Source organism: Aeromonas sp. BIGb0445 (assembly GCF_024809075.1).
GTDB lineage: Bacteria > Pseudomonadota > Gammaproteobacteria > Enterobacterales > Aeromonadaceae > Aeromonas > Aeromonas rivuli.
In genome coordinates this window covers 87,172-106,279 of record NZ_JANUES010000011.1, presented here as the reverse complement: position 1 = coordinate 106,279, position 19,108 = coordinate 87,172, and the positions used below count along the sequence as shown (strand labels likewise).

16 protein-coding genes and 1 tRNA gene are annotated in these 19,108 nt (G+C 59.4%); 10 read left to right on the top strand and 7 right to left on the bottom strand.

Annotation, left to right across the window (positions count from 1 at the left end; genetic code table 11):
• Positions 1-7 precede the first annotated feature (7 nt).
• The 3 genes from M2367_RS17265 to M2367_RS17255 all read left to right on the top strand — a co-directional run bounded on the left by M2367_RS17265 (position 8) and on the right by M2367_RS17255 (position 3,784).
• Positions 8-84 (top strand) — tRNA-Asp (locus M2367_RS17265).
• A gap of 483 nt (positions 85-567) precedes the next feature.
• The gene (locus tag M2367_RS17260) at positions 568-1,476 is read left to right on the top strand and encodes a bifunctional methionine sulfoxide reductase B/A protein (protein WP_042041994.1); all 909 of its coding nucleotides are present in this window, start codon (positions 568-570) and stop codon (positions 1,474-1,476) included.
• A gap of 169 nt (positions 1,477-1,645) precedes the next feature.
• Positions 1,646-3,784: an AsmA family protein gene (locus tag M2367_RS17255; RefSeq protein WP_259237363.1), complete on the top strand. Its 2,139-nt coding sequence runs from the start codon at positions 1,646-1,648 to the stop codon at positions 3,782-3,784.
• 79 nt (positions 3,785-3,863) lie between these two features.
• On the opposite strand, the gene M2367_RS17250 is transcribed toward M2367_RS17255, so the two are convergent.
• The 3 genes from M2367_RS17250 to M2367_RS17240 form a co-directional block, all read right to left on the bottom strand.
• The gene (locus M2367_RS17250; protein ID WP_259237362.1) at positions 3,864-4,670 is read right to left on the bottom strand and encodes a DNA-binding domain-containing protein; all 807 of its coding nucleotides are present in this window, start codon (positions 4,668-4,670) and stop codon (positions 3,864-3,866) included.
• The gene (locus M2367_RS17245) at positions 4,654-5,505 is read right to left on the bottom strand and encodes a DUF692 domain-containing protein (RefSeq protein WP_259237361.1); all 852 of its coding nucleotides are present in this window, start codon (positions 5,503-5,505) and stop codon (positions 4,654-4,656) included. Before M2367_RS17245 ends, M2367_RS17250 begins: the two co-directional genes overlap by 17 nt.
• 88 nt (positions 5,506-5,593) lie before the next feature.
• Positions 5,594-5,860: a hypothetical protein gene (locus M2367_RS17240; protein WP_259237360.1), complete on the bottom strand. Its 267-nt coding sequence runs from the start codon at positions 5,858-5,860 to the stop codon at positions 5,594-5,596.
• Positions 5,861-6,236: 376 nt separating this feature from the next.
• Between M2367_RS17240 and M2367_RS17235 the strand changes: the two genes are divergently transcribed.
• A complete protein-coding gene (locus M2367_RS17235; RefSeq protein WP_042041989.1) occupies positions 6,237-6,572 on the top strand; it encodes a DsrE family protein in 336 nt (111 codons plus the stop codon).
• Between the two features lie 59 nt (positions 6,573-6,631).
• Here the strand turns inward: M2367_RS17235 and M2367_RS17230 are convergent, their stop codons facing one another.
• The 4 genes from M2367_RS17230 to M2367_RS17215 all read right to left on the bottom strand — a co-directional run bounded on the left by M2367_RS17230 (position 6,632) and on the right by M2367_RS17215 (position 12,959).
• The gene (locus M2367_RS17230) at positions 6,632-7,726 is read right to left on the bottom strand and encodes a type I restriction endonuclease (protein WP_259237359.1); all 1,095 of its coding nucleotides are present in this window, start codon (positions 7,724-7,726) and stop codon (positions 6,632-6,634) included.
• A gap of 256 nt (positions 7,727-7,982) precedes the next feature.
• Positions 7,983-10,811 (bottom strand): bifunctional [glutamate--ammonia ligase]-adenylyl-L-tyrosine phosphorylase/[glutamate--ammonia-ligase] adenylyltransferase, encoded by a 2,829-nt coding sequence (gene glnE / locus M2367_RS17225; protein WP_259237367.1) that lies wholly within the window; start codon positions 10,809-10,811, stop codon positions 7,983-7,985.
• 293 nt (positions 10,812-11,104) lie between these two features.
• On the bottom strand, positions 11,105-11,566 hold the full coding sequence (locus M2367_RS17220) for a GNAT family N-acetyltransferase (RefSeq protein ID WP_042041988.1): 462 nt from the start codon (positions 11,564-11,566) through the stop codon (positions 11,105-11,107).
• A 142-nt stretch (positions 11,567-11,708) separates the two neighbouring features.
• Complete coding sequence (locus M2367_RS17215) at positions 11,709-12,959, bottom strand: methyl-accepting chemotaxis protein (RefSeq protein ID WP_259237358.1); 1,251 nt, start codon at positions 12,957-12,959, stop codon at positions 11,709-11,711.
• A gap of 101 nt (positions 12,960-13,060) precedes the next feature.
• On the opposite strand from M2367_RS17215, the gene M2367_RS17210 reads away from it, so the two are divergent.
• The 6 genes from M2367_RS17210 (at position 13,061) to epd (ending at position 19,103) form a co-directional block, all read left to right on the top strand.
• Positions 13,061-13,813 (top strand): potassium channel family protein, encoded by a 753-nt coding sequence (locus M2367_RS17210; protein WP_224431251.1) that lies wholly within the window; start codon positions 13,061-13,063, stop codon positions 13,811-13,813.
• Between the two features lie 170 nt (positions 13,814-13,983).
• Positions 13,984-14,583 (top strand): TIGR04211 family SH3 domain-containing protein, encoded by a 600-nt coding sequence (locus M2367_RS17205; protein ID WP_042041985.1) that lies wholly within the window; start codon positions 13,984-13,986, stop codon positions 14,581-14,583.
• Positions 14,584-14,819: 236 nt separating this feature from the next.
• Positions 14,820-15,617, top strand: a complete 798-nt coding sequence (nudC, locus tag M2367_RS17200; RefSeq protein WP_259237357.1) for an NAD(+) diphosphatase — start codon at positions 14,820-14,822, stop codon at positions 15,615-15,617.
• A gap of 210 nt (positions 15,618-15,827) precedes the next feature.
• A complete protein-coding gene (gene hemE / locus M2367_RS17195) occupies positions 15,828-16,895 on the top strand; it encodes a uroporphyrinogen decarboxylase (RefSeq protein WP_224431248.1) in 1,068 nt (355 codons plus the stop codon).
• Between the two features lie 216 nt (positions 16,896-17,111).
• The gene (locus tag M2367_RS17190; RefSeq protein WP_259237356.1) at positions 17,112-18,041 is read left to right on the top strand and encodes an ROK family protein; all 930 of its coding nucleotides are present in this window, start codon (positions 17,112-17,114) and stop codon (positions 18,039-18,041) included.
• Between the two features lie 51 nt (positions 18,042-18,092).
• Positions 18,093-19,103, top strand: coding sequence for an erythrose-4-phosphate dehydrogenase (gene epd / locus M2367_RS17185; protein ID WP_259237355.1), 1,011 nt, complete (start codon positions 18,093-18,095; stop codon positions 19,101-19,103).
• Positions 19,104-19,108 lie beyond the last annotated feature (5 nt).

Sequence of the window (19,108 nt, the reverse complement as noted above, 5' to 3'; positions counted from 1 at the left end):
AAATTGCGGAGCGGTAGTTCAGTTGGTTAGAATACCGGCCTGTCACGCCGGGGGTCGCGGGTTCGAGTCCCGTCCGCTCCGCCAATAAATAGAAAGGCCTTCCCTCACGGGAAGGCCTTTTTGCTTTTGTGCATTTTTAAGCCGGGTGGCAGCCATGCCCATATGATCCGCCCTGCCATGTTTCACTCTCTTTTAGTCCCCTCCACGTAATTCAAATGGCGCCAAAAGCCCACATTTTTCACCCTCATTATTGGAAACCATGGCTCTGCCGTTAGGGCTTTTACAGGCTTGTTCGCGATCGTTTGGCGCAAATATCAGCCATTGCATCATGATTTGCCATTCTGGCAGACCGGTCTGGTTGAGCACTAAGCCACGGGTTCAGCACGCCAATCAGGCAGGTGCAAGACAAGAGAGACAGGTGGGGCGCTCTGCTTGTTGGGTGATCCAACCTGTTTTTACGGTAAGGTTCCTTGTTGATGCTCAGGCTTGTATCTCGCGTCGCCTGGGCTTGAAATAGGACAAGCAGCTTTCCGGTCTACTATTCACCTGCAATAAAGGAGGTCCATCATGGCTGCCCTGACAGAGTTCGAAAAATATGTGATTGAGCAGAAAGGGACCGAGCGTCCCTTCAGTGGCGAGTATTACCGTCACGATGCCCCCGGGCGCTATCTGTGCAAGAAGTGTGGTGCGCCTCTCTATACCTCAGAACACAAGTTCAATGCCCACTGTGGTTGGCCGGCCTTCGATGATGAGATCCCGGGGGCGGTGAAGCGAATTCCCGATGCGGACGGTCACCGGGTCGAGATAGTGTGCGCCCAGTGTGAAGGGCACCTTGGCCATGTATTTGAAGGGGAGTATCTGACCGACAAGAATCTGCGCCACTGTGTCAACTCCGTCTCCCTCGATTTTGAGGCTAGGGAGGGGAGCGAGCCTCAGGGGTCTAAGATGGCATTGGCGACCCTGGGAGCAGGCTGCTTCTGGTGTGTCGAGGCGGTATTCAGCAGCCTGAAGGGGGTCAGCAAGGTCAGCTCGGGTTATGCGGGCGGAGCGGCCAGGGATGCAGATTACCAACGGGTCTGTTCGGGCCAAACCGGCCATGCCGAGGTGGTACAGATCGAATACGACCCCGCCGTTATCGACTTTGCGACCCTGTTGGAGGCCTTCTTTGCCAGCCATGATCCCACCACTCTCAATCGTCAGGGTCATGATGTGGGTCCTCAGTACCGCTCGGTGATCTTTGCCCATGATGATGAGCAAGTGCGGGTCGCCGGGGCCATGATCAAGGCGCTGGATGAAGCCAAGGTTTTCGCCAGCCCCCTGGTGACCGAGTTGACCGGCTATGATGGCTTCTATCCTGCAGAGGCGGACCACAAGGACTACTATGCCCAGCATGGTGAGCAGCCTTATTGCCAGATAGTGATCCGTCCCAAACTGGAGAAATTCAGGCAGCTGTTTGCCGAACACCTCAAGGGGTGAGGGCATTGCACGAACAGTGTTAACCGCAAAGACCGGCCAATGTGCCGGTCTTTGCCTTATCGGGGTTCAGAAGCTGTCGCCTCCCGAGCGTGATGGGGGGCTAGCCCGGCCTGCTGCTGGCTGACCATGGTATAGTCGAGGCAATCGGTTTTTTGAGAGAGAGTGACTCATGAAGAAGATCATCTATGGGGTGCTGGGGCTGGGCGCGGCCTTGCTGGTCGGGGGCGCGGCTCTGGTAACCCTGATCGACCCCAATGATTTCAAACCCTTGCTGATAGAGCAGGTGAAGAAGAACACGGGGCGGGACCTGGTGGTATCGGGCCCCATCGCATGGACCTTCTGGCCGAGTCTGGGACTCTCCCTCGAGCAGGTGGCGCTGCGCAATCCGAGCGGATTTGCCGAGCCGGATTTGGTACGCTTCGAACGAGGCCAGGCCTCGGTCGCCCTGTTGCCTCTGCTCTCCCATCAGCTACAGATTGGCGAGGTGGCGCTGGACGGGGCTCACCTCTTTATCCAGACCAAGGCCGATGGCAGCTCCAACTTAAGTGGCCTGAAGAAGGCTGATGGGAGCGTGGCCACAGAGCCCAGTGCCGAGCCTGTGACACGGGGGGAGCAGGCCGATCCCAACAAGGCGAAGTGGCAGTTGGACATAGAGAGCATCTCCCTCAATCAGGCCAGTGCCCTGGTGCTGGATGATCGCAGCGGCTCTCGCCTCCAGCTGGCGCGCCTCGACCTCGCCCTGGGCGAGCTCAGACTCGATACCTGGGTGCCCATCAGCTTCGCGCTGGAGGGGGAACCGCAGGGGCTCAAATTAGCGGCCAAGGGGGCAAGCAAGCTGAAACTCGGCAAGGATCTCGCGACGAGTGAGTTGCAGGGCCTCGCTGTCGAAGGCTCACTACAGCAGGCCGATACCCGAGTCGACCATTTCACGCTGAGCGCGGATCGTCTGATGCTGGATCAATGGAGCCAGCTTGACCTGAGTGCTCAAGGACAGCAGGGAGAGCTGAAGTTCGATCTGAAGAGCAAGCTCAAGGGGCGTCTCAATGGTGCCCAGAGCCTGGTCGATTTTAGTGACTTGACCCTCGATGGCGCCTTGAGTGGTCCGCAACTGCCTGAGTCCGGGGTCAAGATGGCCTTGGCTGGTGAGGGGCAATGGGCCATGGCGAATAAAACGTTGACCCTGCCCAAGTTACGGTTTGGCGTAGATGATCTGCAGCTGAACGGCGATGCCAGCGTGGCGATGACGGCAGTGCCTGCCATTCGTTTCAATCTTGCGGCCGAGCGGCTGGATCTGGATGCCTGGCGCCAAAAAATGGACAAGGGGATTACCGCTAACCCCGAGTCGGACAACCAGAGCGCCCCTGCCTCCAAATCAACGAATGCCCCTGTTGCGCCATCAACCATCACGGCTGAACCGGATCTGAGCTGGTTGAAAGGGCTGGATCTGGCCGGTCGCCTGCAACTGGGGACCCTGATCGCCGATGGGGTGACCGCCCAGCAGGTTGAGCTCGATCTGGCCGCCAACAAGGGGCTGGTCAATCTCAAGCATGTTAGTGCCAAGCTGTTTGGCGGCTCGGTTCAGGGGGAGGGGGTGATCGATGCGCGTCAGCAACCGGCCAGCTTCAAGGTACACAAGCAAATCAAGGGGGTGGATCTGCAGCCCTTGCTTCACAGCGTTGCCAAGACCGACCTGCTGGCGGGCAGAGGCGATGCCGATATTGAGCTCAGTGGCCTAGGACTCTCTTCCCATGCGTTGCGTAGCCAGTTGAGCGGCACCATAGGGCTCAAGGTGGAAGATGGGGCCCTGAATGGTATCAACCTGCCGCAGATGCTGCGCGAGGCCAAGGCGACGCTCAAGGGAGAGAAAGCCAGGGAGGTCAAGGAGGCACGCAAGACAGATTTCAGTGCCCTGACGGCGAGCTTCAAGATAGCCAAAGGCGTGGCGAGCAGTGACGATATTCTGCTGTTGGCTCCGGCGCTGCGGGTCGAGGGCAAGGGAAAAACGGAGCTGCTGCCCGAGACCCTGGACTTCCTGATGGCAACGACAGTGGTGGAGACCAGCAAGGGGCAGGGCGGCAAGGATCTGGCCGAGCTCAAGGGGATTACCATCCCGGTCAAGATCGGGGGGCATTGGCGTGACCCCAGCTACAAGCTGGACATCAAGGTGCTGCTCGCCGATAACAAGCTGCTGGAGGAGAAGGCGCGCAAGGAGGCCGAGCGCGGCCTCAAGAAACTGCTCGGGGACAAGGCTGAGGATGAGCAAATCAAGGGGGTGGCCGACCAGCTGCTCAAGGGATTGTTCAAATAACCGGGGACCCCGTCAAACAAAACAGCCCTGCCGAGAGATCGGTGGGGCTGTTTCGTTTGTGTGGCTGAACCAGGCGGTGTCAATCGAGCCGTGATGTGTCTTGCTCCAGCCGGTAACCGCCGAGCAGCCCATCCGTGAGCCACTGTTGCAGATACTGGCCAGCCTGGAAGGCGGCGTTGTCACCGGGCAGACGGGCATTGAGCAACATGCAGAGCGTTGCGAACGCCTCCTGATGGAGCAGGGCGTCGACCAGAATGGCTTCATCAGCATCCAGGCTGCGATAGCGGGTGCGCCGTTCGGGATCGCGCCAGATGAGGCAAGGGATGGCACACTCACTGCGCTGTGGGGGAGGGGGGGTCTGCTCGGCCTTGAGTGCCTTCCACACCTCCAGGGAGTTGAAATGCTGGAGATGCAGATCAGTGGAGGGCGTCACCAGGAAGCGCAGATCGGGCCAGGACTCAGGGTCCAGGCGCTGGATCTCGCCGAGGGTCAGTGGCTCGGCATCGGCGGCATCGAAGGCGCCGCGCAGTCGCCATTCGAACTCGGCCAACTCGCTCACCTGAGGATGTTCGGCCAGGGCCTGCTCCAGATAGAGGGGAAACTGAGCCCCCAGCTCACGCAGGGTCCAGCTGTGGGGAGGGCGCTGCTGCAGATACTCCTGGCAGAGGGAAGCAAACATCTCATCCCCCACATAGGCCCAGGTCTGCTCGAAGTCCTGTTGCAGGCACTCCAGCAGTCGGCTCTGGTAGGCGTTGGCATAGATGTACCAGCGCAGATCGGCGGGCAGCGAACCGACAACGAGGGGAATGGGTGGGGTTGCGGTCTGTTGTTGCAAACCCGTCATGAAGGCCTGTTGCAGAGCCTGAAGCTCAACCGGCGTTGACATCTTGCGTCTCCAGAGCCCAGTGCGGGGCGGCAATCTGCCTTGCCTGATCCAGCTCGCTGACCAGCTCAGGGAAGGGGGGGATATGGTCGTCGCGCTCTATCATGGTACTGATCGGCCCGAAGCGGCGCACTGCCCGCTCAAACAGGGCCCAGACAGGATCGACGATGGGGTGGTCATGGGTATCAATGACATAGTCCCCATAGTCGCTATGGCCCGCGAGATGGAACTGCACCACGGCATCCCTGTCGATGGCGTCGAGGTAGGCGTTGGCATCGAAACCGTGATTGCGGCTGCTCACATAGATGTTGTTGATATCGAGCAGCAGGCGGCAACCACTCCGGCGGCTGAGGTGGTTGAGAAACTCATGCTCGCGGTAGTCGGCACCGGCAAATTCGAGATAAGTTGAGGCATTTTCCAGTACCAGGGGGCGGCCGAGATAATTCTGCACCTGATCGATACGCTCGCACAGATGGGTGAGCACGGCATCGGTCAAGGGCAGCGGCAGCAGGTCATGGCTGTTGTGGCCAGAGACACCGGTCCAGCAGAGGTGATCCGACAGCCAGGCGGGCTCTATGCTGCGCATCAACTCCCTCAAGCGGCTGAGGTAATCCATGTCGAGGGGATCCGCCGAGCCTATGTTCATCGATACCCCGTGCATGACGATGGGGTAATCGGCCCGGACCTGCTCCAGGTAATAGCGGGGTTTGCCCCCTGCCACCATGAAGTTTTCCGAGAGGATCTCGAACCAGTCGGCGCCCTGCGCCCCATCCAGCACCTCTTGGAAGTGGGGAGGCCTGAGCCCTAAACCAAAGCCGAGCCAGGGGAAACTGTGCATCTGAGCTCCTGATCTATCCATGCTTGCCATAAAAACAGGCCGGTTTCCCCATGGGGTCACCGGCCATTCTACCCTGCGAAAGACCAGGTTAGCGGACTTTACCGCCTTGGGCATTGCACTCTTCGCGGGTCAGGCTCATGAAGCCTTGGCCCTTGCAGCTGCCTTGACCCTTGCAAGCGTTGCTGGCGGTCTTGCAGTCATTATGGCCCTTGCAGCTGTTGACTCCCCAACATTGGACCTGATTTTCACCATGTTGTCCGGTATTGGCGGCCAGAGCGGCACCAGAGAGGGAGACGGCAGCCATTGCGAGGGCGGCACCGGCCAGACGGTTCATGGTTTTACGGGTTGCGTGCATGTTCTATCTCCTTGAAGGATTGTCACTCTACCAGCGTTGGCCGAGCGTCCATGTGACTTGATCTTGGTGAGGAGCGACTCCCCCACCACATGAGTCGGGGGATCAAGATGCTCAGACATCATTACGAACCTTGTTAATGAGTTGGATCATAATGACGCTGCTCTATCGACCTCGCTTTAGAAGACCGAGGGGGAGGGCATTTACATTCATATAAAATCCATTTTTCTGCCGAAATAATGTCTAGCCCTTGTTATGACTGGGCTGGCACTCAGGTCTGACCAGTTGGCTGGGGTCGCTTCTCTTGGCTGGGAGCCATGAGGCTCGCCTTGTGGGGCGGCGACTGTCATCATGGGGATCACTAACAAGGAGGTAACAGATGATTCGAGTGGTCTTTCACCTGTCCGAGCGGGATCGCAGCCGGGCGGCATTCAATAATCTCAATAACTTACTGGCGGCTATGGCTGGTGAACCCGGGGAGCTGGTGTTGCTGGTCAATGGGATAGCGGTAACCAGCCTGCTGGAAGGAGGAGAGAGTGAGCCCGAGTGGGCCGGTCTGCGGCAACAGGGCGTCAGGTTGCTGGCCTGCGCCAACTCCCTGCGAGGTCAGCAGATAGCCCCCGAGCGGCTGCTGGCGGGGGTTGAGGTCGTCTCTACCGGCGTCCTGACCCTGATCGAATTGCAGCAACAGGGCTTCGCCTATATCAAGTCCTGAGCCGAGGCTAGTGGACTGATAAGGAGAGCAATAGGGCATTATTGATCTCCTTATTATCCTTATTCATATGTCGACGTGCTATTCAGCAGCAAGTCTGACACATGAAAAATATCATCTATGGAATCTATTGGATGTCGAGTTTCTTTCTTGTTCTCATCAAACAGACCAATATATTTTTGTTTGGCATTGAAGTGCAGTCTACATAATGGTTTGCGATTGTTGTCATCGAGCAATACACCAAAATAACTTTGAGTATCTCGAGCAATAATTCTGGATACATCAAACTTCTGTCTTAATATAGCCTTGACGACATTAAACCCTTCTATCTCCTCTAGAGTGGTGTCAACCTTAGATTTTTCATCGATTTCTTGCATGTTATGACCACTATCATTTTCTTTTAATGTATGAATTTCATTTGCCTGGGGCATAGTGTTGACACTGGAGCCTATAGCTGATTTCAACCTTGCATTGATACTGTCGTTTAGAAACTGCTGAAGGGCTTTGGTGGTAATGTCAGAGAAGCTCTGTTTCACTTTGGCCGTCAACACACCACCATAGATACGAGAGGCAAAGAAACGTACAAAGTCCTCTTCAGGGCTATTAAACTGTTCTGCTAACAGTTTTTTTATTTGGCTCAAGTACTTCAATTCGCCTGCGGCATCGACCACCGATTCGACATCGAAAGTACTCTTGCTCAATTTGAGTACCTCAGGGATCACATGTTCATCAATATCTTCCAGATCCAGCGTTAAGAAGGGCTTTTCATCCATCTTATTCGGAGCATCCAAGTCGGTATAAAACTCGTATTGGGCGCCATTGGTCAGAATGCCAATTCGTGCATTAGTGACCGAGAAATATCGAAACAACTGTCCTGAGTGTTTGGTGGATAATTTCTCGCTGTACTTTTTACACTCAACGAGGATCTGAACCTGACCATCCTTGAGAATTGCATAATCGACCTTTTCGCCTTTTTTAATACCTGTATCAGCCGTGAACTCAGGGATAACCTCTGTCGGGTCAAACACATCATATCCAAGTACACTATGGAGAAAAGGCATTACGAACGCATTTTTGGTCGCTTCTTCAGTCGTGATCATTGCTGCTTGCTGGGTAATCTTTTTTGCCAAGCTCTGTAATCTTTCAGGGAAATCCATAAACACCTCATTTTTCTGATGAATATTCAGTTAATAAAGGCACTCGACAGATGAAAGAAATACATAGTATTCATGAGGCGGGCGGCTACCAGCTCCATGTTTAGCAAAATTTAATTTCATGCCAAGTCATCAGTGACAAAAATCAGACCTTGCTCACCGTTAATAATGAACTTTCTAGGGTGAAGGAGATCGAGTGGCACACGTCAGCGGACATCGACCCCAGGATGAGGATCCACCCTGGGGTCGGGGCTCTGGCTCAGTCGCCGAGCTGCTGCTGCCACACCTGGCTGACCAGCTGGCGCTCGGCCAGCAGTTGATCGTCTTTTACCTTGCGGCTGATCTCGGAGAGATTGAGGCGGTGCCCCAGGTTGCGGATCTCCAGATAGGCATGTTTCAACCCTTCGGCCTGCTCCAGGCTGAGTACACCGGCCATCACGCACTCATCGAAGATGCGCACGTTATCTGACCAGCGGGTCAGGGCCTGAGGCTCGCTATGGGCATGGGCCAGTACCAGATACTGGGCAAGGAACTCGATATCCACCATGCCCCCCGGGGATTGCTTGAGATCGAACTCCCCCTCTGCCGCCTTGAGCAGGTGGCCGCGCATCTTGACACGCATCTCGCGCACCTCCTTGGCCAACTCCCCCAAATCTCGCTTGGTTGCCAAGAGATCGCGTCTGATACGCAAAAATTCGGCGACGATGTCATCATCGCCGTAAATGGGCCTTGCCCGGACCAGGGCCTGATGTTCCCAGGTCCAGGCCTCGTTCTCCTGATACTGCTGATAAGCGGCCAGGGAGGACACCAGCAACCCGGCATCCCCCGATGGGCGCAGGCGCATATCGATCTCGTAGAGGATGCCGGAGGGGGTGCGGGTGCTGAACAGGTGCAGCACCCGCTGGGCCAGGCGCAGGTAGAACTGGCGGCTGTCGATGGGCTTGGGGCCATTGGTGTAGCTGTTGGGGTCACCCCCGTGCAGGAACACCAGATCGAGATCCGACCCGTAGCCGAGCTCTATGCCCCCCAGCTTGCCATAGGCCACCACGGCGAAGCTGCGCCGACCGCTCTCGGCCACGTCGGGAGGCACGCCGTAACGCTCGCTGATCTGGCTCCAGGCCTGATTGACCACCTCTTCCACCAGGGCTTCGGCCAGCCAGGTGAGGTGATCGCTCACCTTCATCAGTGGCAGGGCACCGGCGATGTCGGCGGCGACGATGCGCAGCAACTGTACCTGCTTGAACTGACGCAGGGCCTCCATCTGCTGCTCTACGTCCTCTTCCGGGATGCGCAGCAGGAACTGGCGCAGCTGGGGTTTGTATTGATCGAGGGGCGTAGGGTGGTAGAGGTGCTGGGGATCGAGCAGTTCATCGAGCAAGATGGGGTAGCGGGCGAGCTGCTCGCTCACCAGGTGACTGGCGTCGCACAGCCGCACCAGCTGGCGCAGGGCGGCCGGATTTTCTGCCAGCAGTTGCAGATAGGCGCTGCGGGTGAAGATGCGGGTGAGCAGGGTGCAGACCCGCTCGAACAGGCGGGCAGGGGTCTCGCTCGCTACCACAAGACGCAGTAACTCGGGCATCAGCCAGTCCAGGGCGATCCGGCCCTGGGGGCCAATCTGGCGACGCTTGTACTCCTCCTTGAAGCGCAGTACGGCCCCGGCCAGCGGCTCGGGGTCGCTGACTCCCTGCTCGGTGAGCAGAATGCCTACTTCGGCGGCATCCAGATCGGTGCGCCACAGATCCAGCCAGGCCTGTTCCAGATGATCCGGCGCCTCCTTCTCCTCCCCGACCACGGCGACGAACTCCCCATGGACGGCGGCCATCTCCTGATCGAGACGGGTCATGAAGGCCTCCCAATCCGGGAAGCCAAGCGCCGTGATGAGCCGCAGCCTGTCGCGCTCCTCCGTGGGCAGGGTCTGGGTCTGCTGATCGCCAATTTCCTGCAACAGGTTCTCGACCCGGCGCAGGAAACGGTAGGCATTGAGCAGGCAATCGCAACGCTCCGGGGTCAGGGCACCGCTCTGGGCGATGGCATTCAGGGCCTCGGGCAGGTGACGCACTCGCAGCAAGGGCTCTCGCCCGCCCCGGATGAGTTGCAGCGCCTGGGCGATGAACTCCACCTCGCGGATGCCACCGGCACCCAGCTTGATATTGTCCTTGAGCCCCTTGCGGCGTACCTCGGCGGCGATCATGGCCTTCATCTGGCGCAGGCCATCGATGACGCCAAAATCGATGTAGCGGCGAAACACAAAGGGGCGCAGCAGTTCGCTGAGCGCTTGGCTCTGCGCGCACTCCTGGCCAAGCACCCTGGCCTTGACCATGGCGTAGCGCTCCCAGTTGCGACCATGGTGCTGGTAGTAATCCTCCATGGCGGCGAAGGAGATGGCCAGCGGCCCCGCCTCGCCAAAGGGACGCAGCCGCATGTCGACCCGGAATACCTGACCATCGACTGTGGTCTGGTGCAGGGCGTTGATCAGCCGCTGACCCAGCTTGATGAAGAACTGTTGATTGGCCAGCTCGCGCCGCCCGCCGACCGTGTAACCGTTCTCGGGGAAGGTGAAGATGAGGTCGATGTCCGAGGAGAAGTTCAGCTCGCCACCCCCCAGTTTGCCCATGCCGAGGATCAGCAAGGGCTGGGGGTTGCCGTCACCATCCATGGGGGTGCCCAGCTCGTCGCACTGTTTGCTGTACAGCCAGTCACGGGCGCCACAGATGAGGGCATCCGCCAGCCTGGTCAGGTGAATGAAACTCTCCTCTACCTCGGCGCGGCCGAGGAGCTCACGCCAGGCGATGACCAGCATGCGGCTGCGGCGAAAACGGCGCAGGGTGCGCTTGAGTGCCTCTTCGTCCACCTGGTCGGCGAGCAGGGCCGCGAGCTCCGGCTCATAGGCGCGCCAGCGGTTGTCGCTGTGAAGCTCCGTCGAGGCGAGCAGTTCGGCCAGCAGGGTCGGCTCCTGGATCAGGGCCTCGGCGGCGAAATCTGAGAGGCCAAACAGGGTGAGCAGTTCAGCGCGGCTGGCGCCGGTCAGCTCGCCATACTGGGGGGCTTGAACGAGCAGGCGTTGCCAGTGGCGATCGGCCTGGGTCATGAGGGAGGCGGGGAGCACCAAGGTTCTCTTCCTTACGTCTTGGTTAAAGGCAGATGCGGCGGCAGTGGGTGACTGACCGCATCCGGTACCGCTGTTCGGCACCGCATGTCCATCAATCTAACATTGCCGGGCCCCGGGCTCATAGGGGCAAGGGCCCGGGTCCCGCAGAAGCGTGAGCCGGGTCAGATGTGCTCGCTGGCGAGGGGTCATCACAGGGGCGGGCAACTCGCAGCCTGTCAGCGGGTTGCACGTTGTCAGATGGCCCATGACGCGGTAGCGCGGGGGCCGGTTCGTCAGCGAATACTGTGATCCTGCTGGTAGATATCCGGCTGATAGCGCTCCATCAGGGTGGCTGGCCGGACGGGGGCCTGGAAGCCGAAGCCGCTGTAGAGCCCATGGGCATCCGAGGTGGCCAGGCTGATGCGGCGCAGCCCCTGAAGGTTCGGGTGGGACAGTATGGCCTGGATCAGCGCCTTGCCGTGGCCCAGGCCACGGTGGGCGGGCAGTACGAACACATCGGAGAGATACCCGAAGGTGGCGTGATCCGTGATGACACGGGCGAAGGCGACCTGTTGACCGTCCAGGTAGCCACCGATGCAGAAGGAGTGGTTGATGGCTCGCTGCACGGTGGAGAGTGGTATGCCGAGGCACCAGTAGGCCTCTTGCGACAGAAACTGGTGGATGAGCGGCACATCGAGCCGCCCCTTGTCATCGCTGATTTCCAAGCCGGTGTCACTGTGGTGCAGGTCATGCATATGGGCTCCTTGCCTCGCTCTGGGGAGTATTGAAACGAAAAGAGGAACCCGCAGGCTCCTCTTTTCATAAGGTGACGATAACACCAGGGGACGTCAAGCCTCGATGAGCAGCTTGCACCCTGCGCTCGCGCGCTCATCACGGCTAGTCCAGCTTGAAGGCCTGGATGTGACGATTCAGGGTCTGGCTGTGGGATTCGACCAGCATTGAGGCATCTTGCAGCTCGCGCAGCACCACCACGGATCCCTCGACGATCTGCTTGACCTGTTCCAGGTTGCCGCTCATCTCCTGGGCGACGGCGCTCTGCTCTTCGGAGGCGGTGGCTATCTGGCGGTTCATGTCGGCCACCCCCTGTACCCGCGCCACTATGGTGGTCAGCTGCTCACCGGCCTGGGTTACCTGCTCGACCCCGCGATCGGCCTGAGCCACGCTCTGCTCCATCAGACCCGCGGCGGTGCGGGCACTGCCCTGCAGCTGCTCAATCATCTTCTGGATCTCCACGGTCGCGGACTGAGCCCGGTTGGCGAGGCCGCGTACCTCATCGGCCACCACGGCAAAGCCGCGTCCGGCTTCACCGGCACGGGCCGCTTCGATGGCCGCATTGAGGGCCAGCAGATTGGTCTGCTCCGAGATGCTGCGAATGGTGTCCACCACTGAGCCAATGCGCTCGACCCCCTGCTCCACGTCATGGACGACGCTGGAAGATTGCTGAATGTTGCCGGACAAGGTGTGTATGGTGTTGACGGTATCGGCGACGCAGCGGCTGCCCTCCTGGGCCAGGCGGCTGGTCTCGCTGGTGGAGTGGGAGGCCTGCTCGGCGTGATGTGCCACCTCGCCGATGGCGCCGACCATCTGGGTCATGGCGCTGGCGAGCTGCTCTATCTGGACGAACTCCTCGTTGATCGCCTCATTGGCCTCTTCCATGCAGAGGGTCACCTGGGAGGCGATGTCGTTAAGCTCCTTGCAAGCCAGGCGCTGGCTGCCGAACACCTGCTTGAGTTCGTTCTGGGAGTGGGCCACCGCCTTGGCGATGTCGCCGAATTCGTCTTTGGATGCCAGTTCGACCTGGTGGCTGAGATCTTTTTGGGAGAAACGCTCCAGCAAGCTGACCAGATAGCGCACCTGCTTGACCATGAGGCGGGAGCCCGCCATCAGCAGCACCACAAACACCACTCCCATCAGGGCCGTCTCGAGCAGACCGGTCCAGATCAGGCGGGAGGCGATGTCATTGGCCTTGGCGGCATCAATGCCCTCGCTGAGCAAAGTGCGCTCCAGATTACTGGCATCGAACCAAAGCTTGGTCAGCAGCAACAGGGTGCTGAATACCATCAGCAAGATCACCTTGGGCACCAGACGTATATCACTGAGCCGCTGTTCAAGCGGGTTGAACTGCATAGCTTCTCTCCTTTTAATGGGGGAATTTTCCTTTCTCATCAGGGCTATCGGCATTATCTTCTGTTTTATTAATTCGTTTCCCGTTTAAAGTTGGAATTTGCATGCGACATCACTTAACCCCCCTGCGCGCCATGGATCTGCTGATGGCAATCCTCTCTCTGGTGTCGGTTGGCCTGGTCAGTGTTCGCTGGTTTGGGGTGGCGACCCCGCAGACCATGCAGCTCTTCTATGACATCGACAGTCTCATCTGCTACATCTTTCTCGCCCACTTTGCCTACGGCTGGCTGCGGGCGGAGGATCGCTGGGGTTTTCTGAAGGCGAACTGGTTCTATCTGCCGGGGAGCCTGCCCATGGTGGAATCCCTGCGCTGGGCGCGGCTTATTCAGCTGTGGCGTGTCTATCAGCTGTTGCGCAACCAGCCGGATCTGCTGACCATGTTTCGTCGCGAGCGCAATGAGACCACTCTGTCCGGGATCTTGTTGCTGTTCTTTCTGTTGTTGGGGGTGGGATCCGGGGTCATGTTCTGGATTGAAGCCGGTCACCCCGGCAGCCAGATAGAGACCCCCTATGACGCCTTCTGGTGGACACTGGTGACGCTCTCGACCGTGGGCTACGGGGATCTGGTTCCCAAGACGGAACAAGGGCGTTTCGTCGCCAGCCTGCTCATCCTGTTCGGGGTCGGTCTCTATGCCGCCGTCAGTGGCTTCATGGCCAGCCTATTCCTGCAACCAAGGCATGGCGAGAAGAGAGAAGAAGAGCTGCGCTTCAAGCTGTTGCAGACTCAGCAGACGCAGATGCTGGCGGAGCTACAGAGCTTGCGTGACGAAATCCGTCAGCTCAAACGTGAACCCTGATCCGCGCGTGATGGCGCGCCGCGGCGCGCCAGTTCAGGGCCGCGGGTAAACATGGTGGTGTTGAACGGCCTCCCCGCCTCGGGGGGAGGCCGTTTCTTTGCTTGTCCTTTGACCACGGAGCGGCTTAACATTCCAGCCAATTCCTAACCAATCGAGAGAATCGACTGACCATGCGCGCCCTCCTCGGGATACTGATCTGCCTGTGTGCTCAATCCGCCCTGGCCGAGACCCGTTATGTTTCAGACAACATCTATATCTTCATGCACGGCGGACCGGGTACCCAGTACCGGATCCTCGGCAGCGTCAAGGCCGGTGAAGCCCTGGAAGTGAAAGGCGGCCAGGCCGGTTTCACTCAGGTGGTGGATGAACGTGGTCGTGAAGGCTGGATCAAGAGCGACGAGTTGCAGAGCGAACCCAGCCTGAAGGTACGTGTGCCCCAGCTGGAACAGGAGCTGCAAACCCTCAAGGATCGCCTGCAAAACCTCAATGGTGACAACGAGCAGCGCTTCGCCGAGAAGGATGGCAAGATTGCCGAGCAAGATAGCTTGCTCACCAACCTCAAGGGGCAGCTCGACAACCAGAGTGAGGAGCTGGCCAGCGTCAAGGCGCAGAATGATGCCCTGAACAGCAGCATCGACAACCGCGAGCATGATATGCAGATGGATTGGTTCATTCGCGGTGGCGCCATGGTCGGTGGCGGCATACTGCTTGGCATCCTCTTGCCCCTGCTGCCGCGTCGTCGCAAGCAGAGTGAGCGCTGGATGAACTGAGGCCCTGCCGAGGCAGCCAGGCCGTTTGGTCATGATAGAGGGTCGCCCATGGGCGGCCCTTTTTAGTGGGGCGGGTTGTCACTCTTTGGCTGGGGGCAGGTTTTCCACTCAAATGGGTTGAAAAGGGTCTCCCTAGGCTCGCCTGCGAGACGCATCCTTCGTAATATGCGACATATTCCTGGCAGGTTCTTACCTGCCAGATACCCCAATCGAACGTCAAAAAGAGCTTGGCTATCATGGAATTAACCGAACGGGCCCACTGGTTTGTGCTGGCGGGCGATCACCTCATCTGGCTGGATGAGGCGGACCGAGTCCCGCACTGCACCCGGCAGGCGCTGCCCCTGTGCTGGCAGGCTCTGGCCTTCGAGGCATTCGACCTGTGGGAGGGGGCCCCTTGCTATCTCCATGATCTGGGGGAAGGAGAGTCACTCCTCGGCGACTCATCGGAGTTTGGAGAGTTGAGCCCATTGCGTCAGCTGATGATGGCGGGAGACGAGGAGGGGTTTCGCCTCGGGGGCCGAGCCTGGCAGCTGGCCAGCTTCCGTCGCAGCCATAAATTCTGTGGCGAGTGCGGCGCCCCCATGACGCCCAAGACAGGGGAGTGGGCACAAGGGTGCCATCAGGGACACATGGCCTATCCGCGCATTTCCCCCTGCATCATAGTGGCGGTGCGTCGTGGCTCCCAACTGCTGCTGGGGGCCCATCGTCGTCACTATCAGGCGGACGACCCCATGTTTACCGTGCTGGCGGGTTTCGTCGAGGCCGGTGAAAACCTGGAGCAGTGCGTGGCGCGGGAGGTGTTCGAGGAGAGTGGCATCCGGGTCGGCAATATCAGCTATGTCGCCAGCCAGCCCTGGCCCTTCCCCCACAGCCTGATGATGGGCTTCACCGCCGAGTACCAGAGCGGCGAGATCCGTCTGCAGGAGGAGGAGCTGGTGGCCGCCGACTTCTTTGAACTCGATGCCCTGCCGCGTATTCCCCCCCATGGCACCATAGCGCGTCGTTTGATTGAACTCTGCCGTGAGACCCTCTAAGGGCGATTGCAATTGGGCGGCAGGTGGGGGGGGGGGGGCTTCAATTGACCCGCGGTTGTCCCCGAGTGGCCATTGGCATCGGTGCCGAGGTTGCGCCCTCTCACATCTTTGCACTCCGGGCGGTCAGCGCCCTGGTTTGCATCCCCCGCAGCGGCGCACAAAGTGGTATCATATCCGCCATTTTATGCGTGATATGACTCAGGAACTGGGATGAAAGAGCTGAAGAACGATCGATACCTGCGTGCCCTGCTGCGCCAGGATGTGGACATGACCCCGGTGTGGATGATGCGTCAGGCTGGCCGCTATCTGCCGGAATACAAGGCAACCCGTGCCCAGGCGGGGGATTTCATGTCCCTGTGCCGCAACGCCGAGCTGGCCTGTGAAGTCACCCTGCAGCCCCTGCGCCGCTATCCCCTCGATGCCGCCATCCTCTTCTCCGACATCCTCACCATACCCGACGCCATGGGGCTCGGTCTCTACTTCGAGCACGGCGAAGGCCCGCGCTTCGAGCGCCCCATCACCTCGCTGGCGCAGGTGCAGGCGCTGCCACATCCGGATCCGGAAGATGAACTCGGCTACGTGATGAATGCGGTGCGCACCATTCGCCGCGAGCTGAAGGGCGAAGTGCCGTTGATTGGCTTCTCCGGCAGCCCCTGGACCCTGGCCACCTACATGGTGGAGGGGGGCAGCTCCAAGGCGTTCACCAAGATCAAGCAGATGATGTATGCCGAGCCCCAGACTCTGCACCTGCTGCTCGACAAACTGGCGGACAGCGTGATCTCGTACCTCAACGCCCAGATCAAGGCCGGTGCCCAGTCTGTCATGGTGTTCGATACCTGGGGCGGCGTGCTGACCCCGCGGGATTACCGCGACTTCTCCCTGCAGTACATGCACAAGATCGTCGATGGCCTGATCCGTGAGAATGAGGGCCGCCGGGTGCCGGTGACTCTGTTCACCAAGAACGGCGGTCAATGGCTGGAGCAGATCGCCGCCACCGGCTGCGATGCCCTGGGACTGGACTGGACCATAGACATCGCGGATGCCAAGCGCCGGGTCGGTGACAAGGTGGCGCTGCAGGGCAACATGGATCCCTCCATGCTCTACGCCGCCCCTGAGCGCATTCGCGAAGAGGTCGCCACCATTTTGGCGGGCTTTGGCAGCGGCAACGGCCACGTCTTCAACCTGGGTCACGGCATCCATCAGGATGTGGATCCCGAGCACGCCGGGGTATTTGTGAACGCGGTGCACGAGCTGTCCGGCCAGTACCACGGCCGCTGAGGTTGAACCGCTGCATCAGCATCATGACAACGGGGCCCCAGGGCCCCGTTGTGTTATCCGGGGCGGCGCCGTTTTGGCCCTTGTACTGTTTTGGATACTGCGCGCCGGCCCCGGCTCGGGTTACACTGCGCCATCTGTGGCGGTGGCCACACACAAGATGAGCGACAGCGTGCGAGGCCGCGTATCGGCCGTCTCGCTCGCCATGCAGGAGGCAGAATGAGCAAGAAGTCGTGGGATTGGGGTATAGATCTGGGCGGTACCAAGTGCGAGTGCGTGGTGCTTGATGGCGACGAGGTGCTGCTGCGCCATCGCATTCCCACCGAGCGCCGTGGCGGTTACGAGCACATGATTGGTCAGATAGCCAAGCTGGTGGACGAGTGTGCCGCCAAGCTCGGTCAGCGTCCGGCCGTCATCGGCATGGGCACCCCAGGCGCCCGGGACCCCCAGACCGGGCTGATGAAGAACTGCAACACCACTGAACTCAACGGCAAGCCGTTCAAGGAAGATCTCGAGCGCAGGCTCGGCATTCCGGTGCTCATCGCCAACGACGCCAACTGCTTCGCCCTGGCGGAAACCCACCTGGGGGCGGTGCGCCAGCACCATCCCGATGCCAGGGTTGTATTTGGCATCATCATGGGTACCGGGGTGGGCTCCGGTATCGTCATCAACGGCCAGATCCTCAATGGCCACCACGGCATCGCCGGGGAGTGGGGCCACAATGTGCTCTCCCCCGATGGCCCCGAATGCTACTGCGGCAAGCGTGGCTGCGTCGAAACGCTCATCAGCGGCCCGGCGCTGGAGGCCTGGTATGAAGCCAAGGCCAGGCGCCATCTCCCGCTGGCCCAGATTGCGGCGGCCACGGCCCATGACCATGTGGCCAAGCTCACCATAGACCGTCTGCACCTGCTGTTTGGCCAAGCCCTGGCCAACGTGGTCAATATTCTGGATCCGGATGTCATCGTCATCGGCGGCGGGGTGGGCAATGTGCAGAGTCTCTATAGCGTCCCGGCCCAGACAATTTTGCCCTTCCTCTTTAATCCCCGCTTCAGGGCCCCCATTATTGCTCCAGCCCTGGGTGACAGTGCCGGGGTCTTCGGCGCGGCACTCCTGGCTCGTGGCACCTTCCGGGAGGCGCAACTCTCATGATGCTTCCCTCTTCATCCTCTCTTTAGTCGCAGGTAAGGACACGTAATTTCCATGATCAAGATTGCCATCAATGGTTACGGGCGGATCGGCCGCAATGTACTGCGTGCTCTTTACGAGAGCGGCCGGGACAAGAGCATCAAGATAGTCGCCATCAACGAGTTGGCGGCGCCCGAGGCCATGGTGCACCTGACCCGCTTCGATACCAGCCATGGTCGTTTCGCACACCCTGTGCAACTGGCAGGTAGCAGCATGCAGGTAGGGCAGGATCTCATCGCCCTGTTCGCCGAGCAGGATCCCGCCAATTTGCCATGGCGGGCGCTGGGGGTGGATGTGGTGCTAGACTGTACCGGCGTATTTGGCTCCCGGGCGGATGCGCAGCGCCATCTGGGGGCAGGGGCGGGCAAGGTGCTCTTCTCCCATCCGGCGGACGCGGATGTGGATGCGACAATCGTTTTCGGGGTAAACCATCAGACCTTGACCGGGCGGGAGCGGATCGTCTCCAATGCCTCCTGTACCACCAACTGCGTGGTGCCCGTCATCGAAACATTGCATCGAGAATTCGAGATAAATTGTGGTACTATTACGACAATTCATTCGGCCATGCACGACCAGCAAGTCATCGATGCCTACCACAGTGACTTGCGCAGAACCCGGGCCGCCAGCCAGTCCATCATTCCGGTGGATACCAAGCTGGCAAAGGGATTGGAGCGTATCCTTCCCCACTTCGCCGGCAAGTTCGAGGCGATAGCGGTACGGGTGCCGACCATTAATGTAACGGCCATGGATCTCAGTATTACTGTTCGTAAAAAAGTGACAGTTACTGACGTAAATCAAGCCCTGCAGCGGGCATCCAGAGGTACATTAAGCGGTATTCTGGATTACACGGAGGAACCCTTGGTCTCCGTCGATTTCAATCATGATGCACACTCCTGCATCATCGATGGTACCCAGACACGGGTCAGCGATGCCAACCTCGTCAAGATGTTGATGTGGTGCGATAACGAATGGGGCTTCGCCAACCGCATGCTGGATACCACCCGGGCCATGATGGCCGCAGGCTGAGAGCC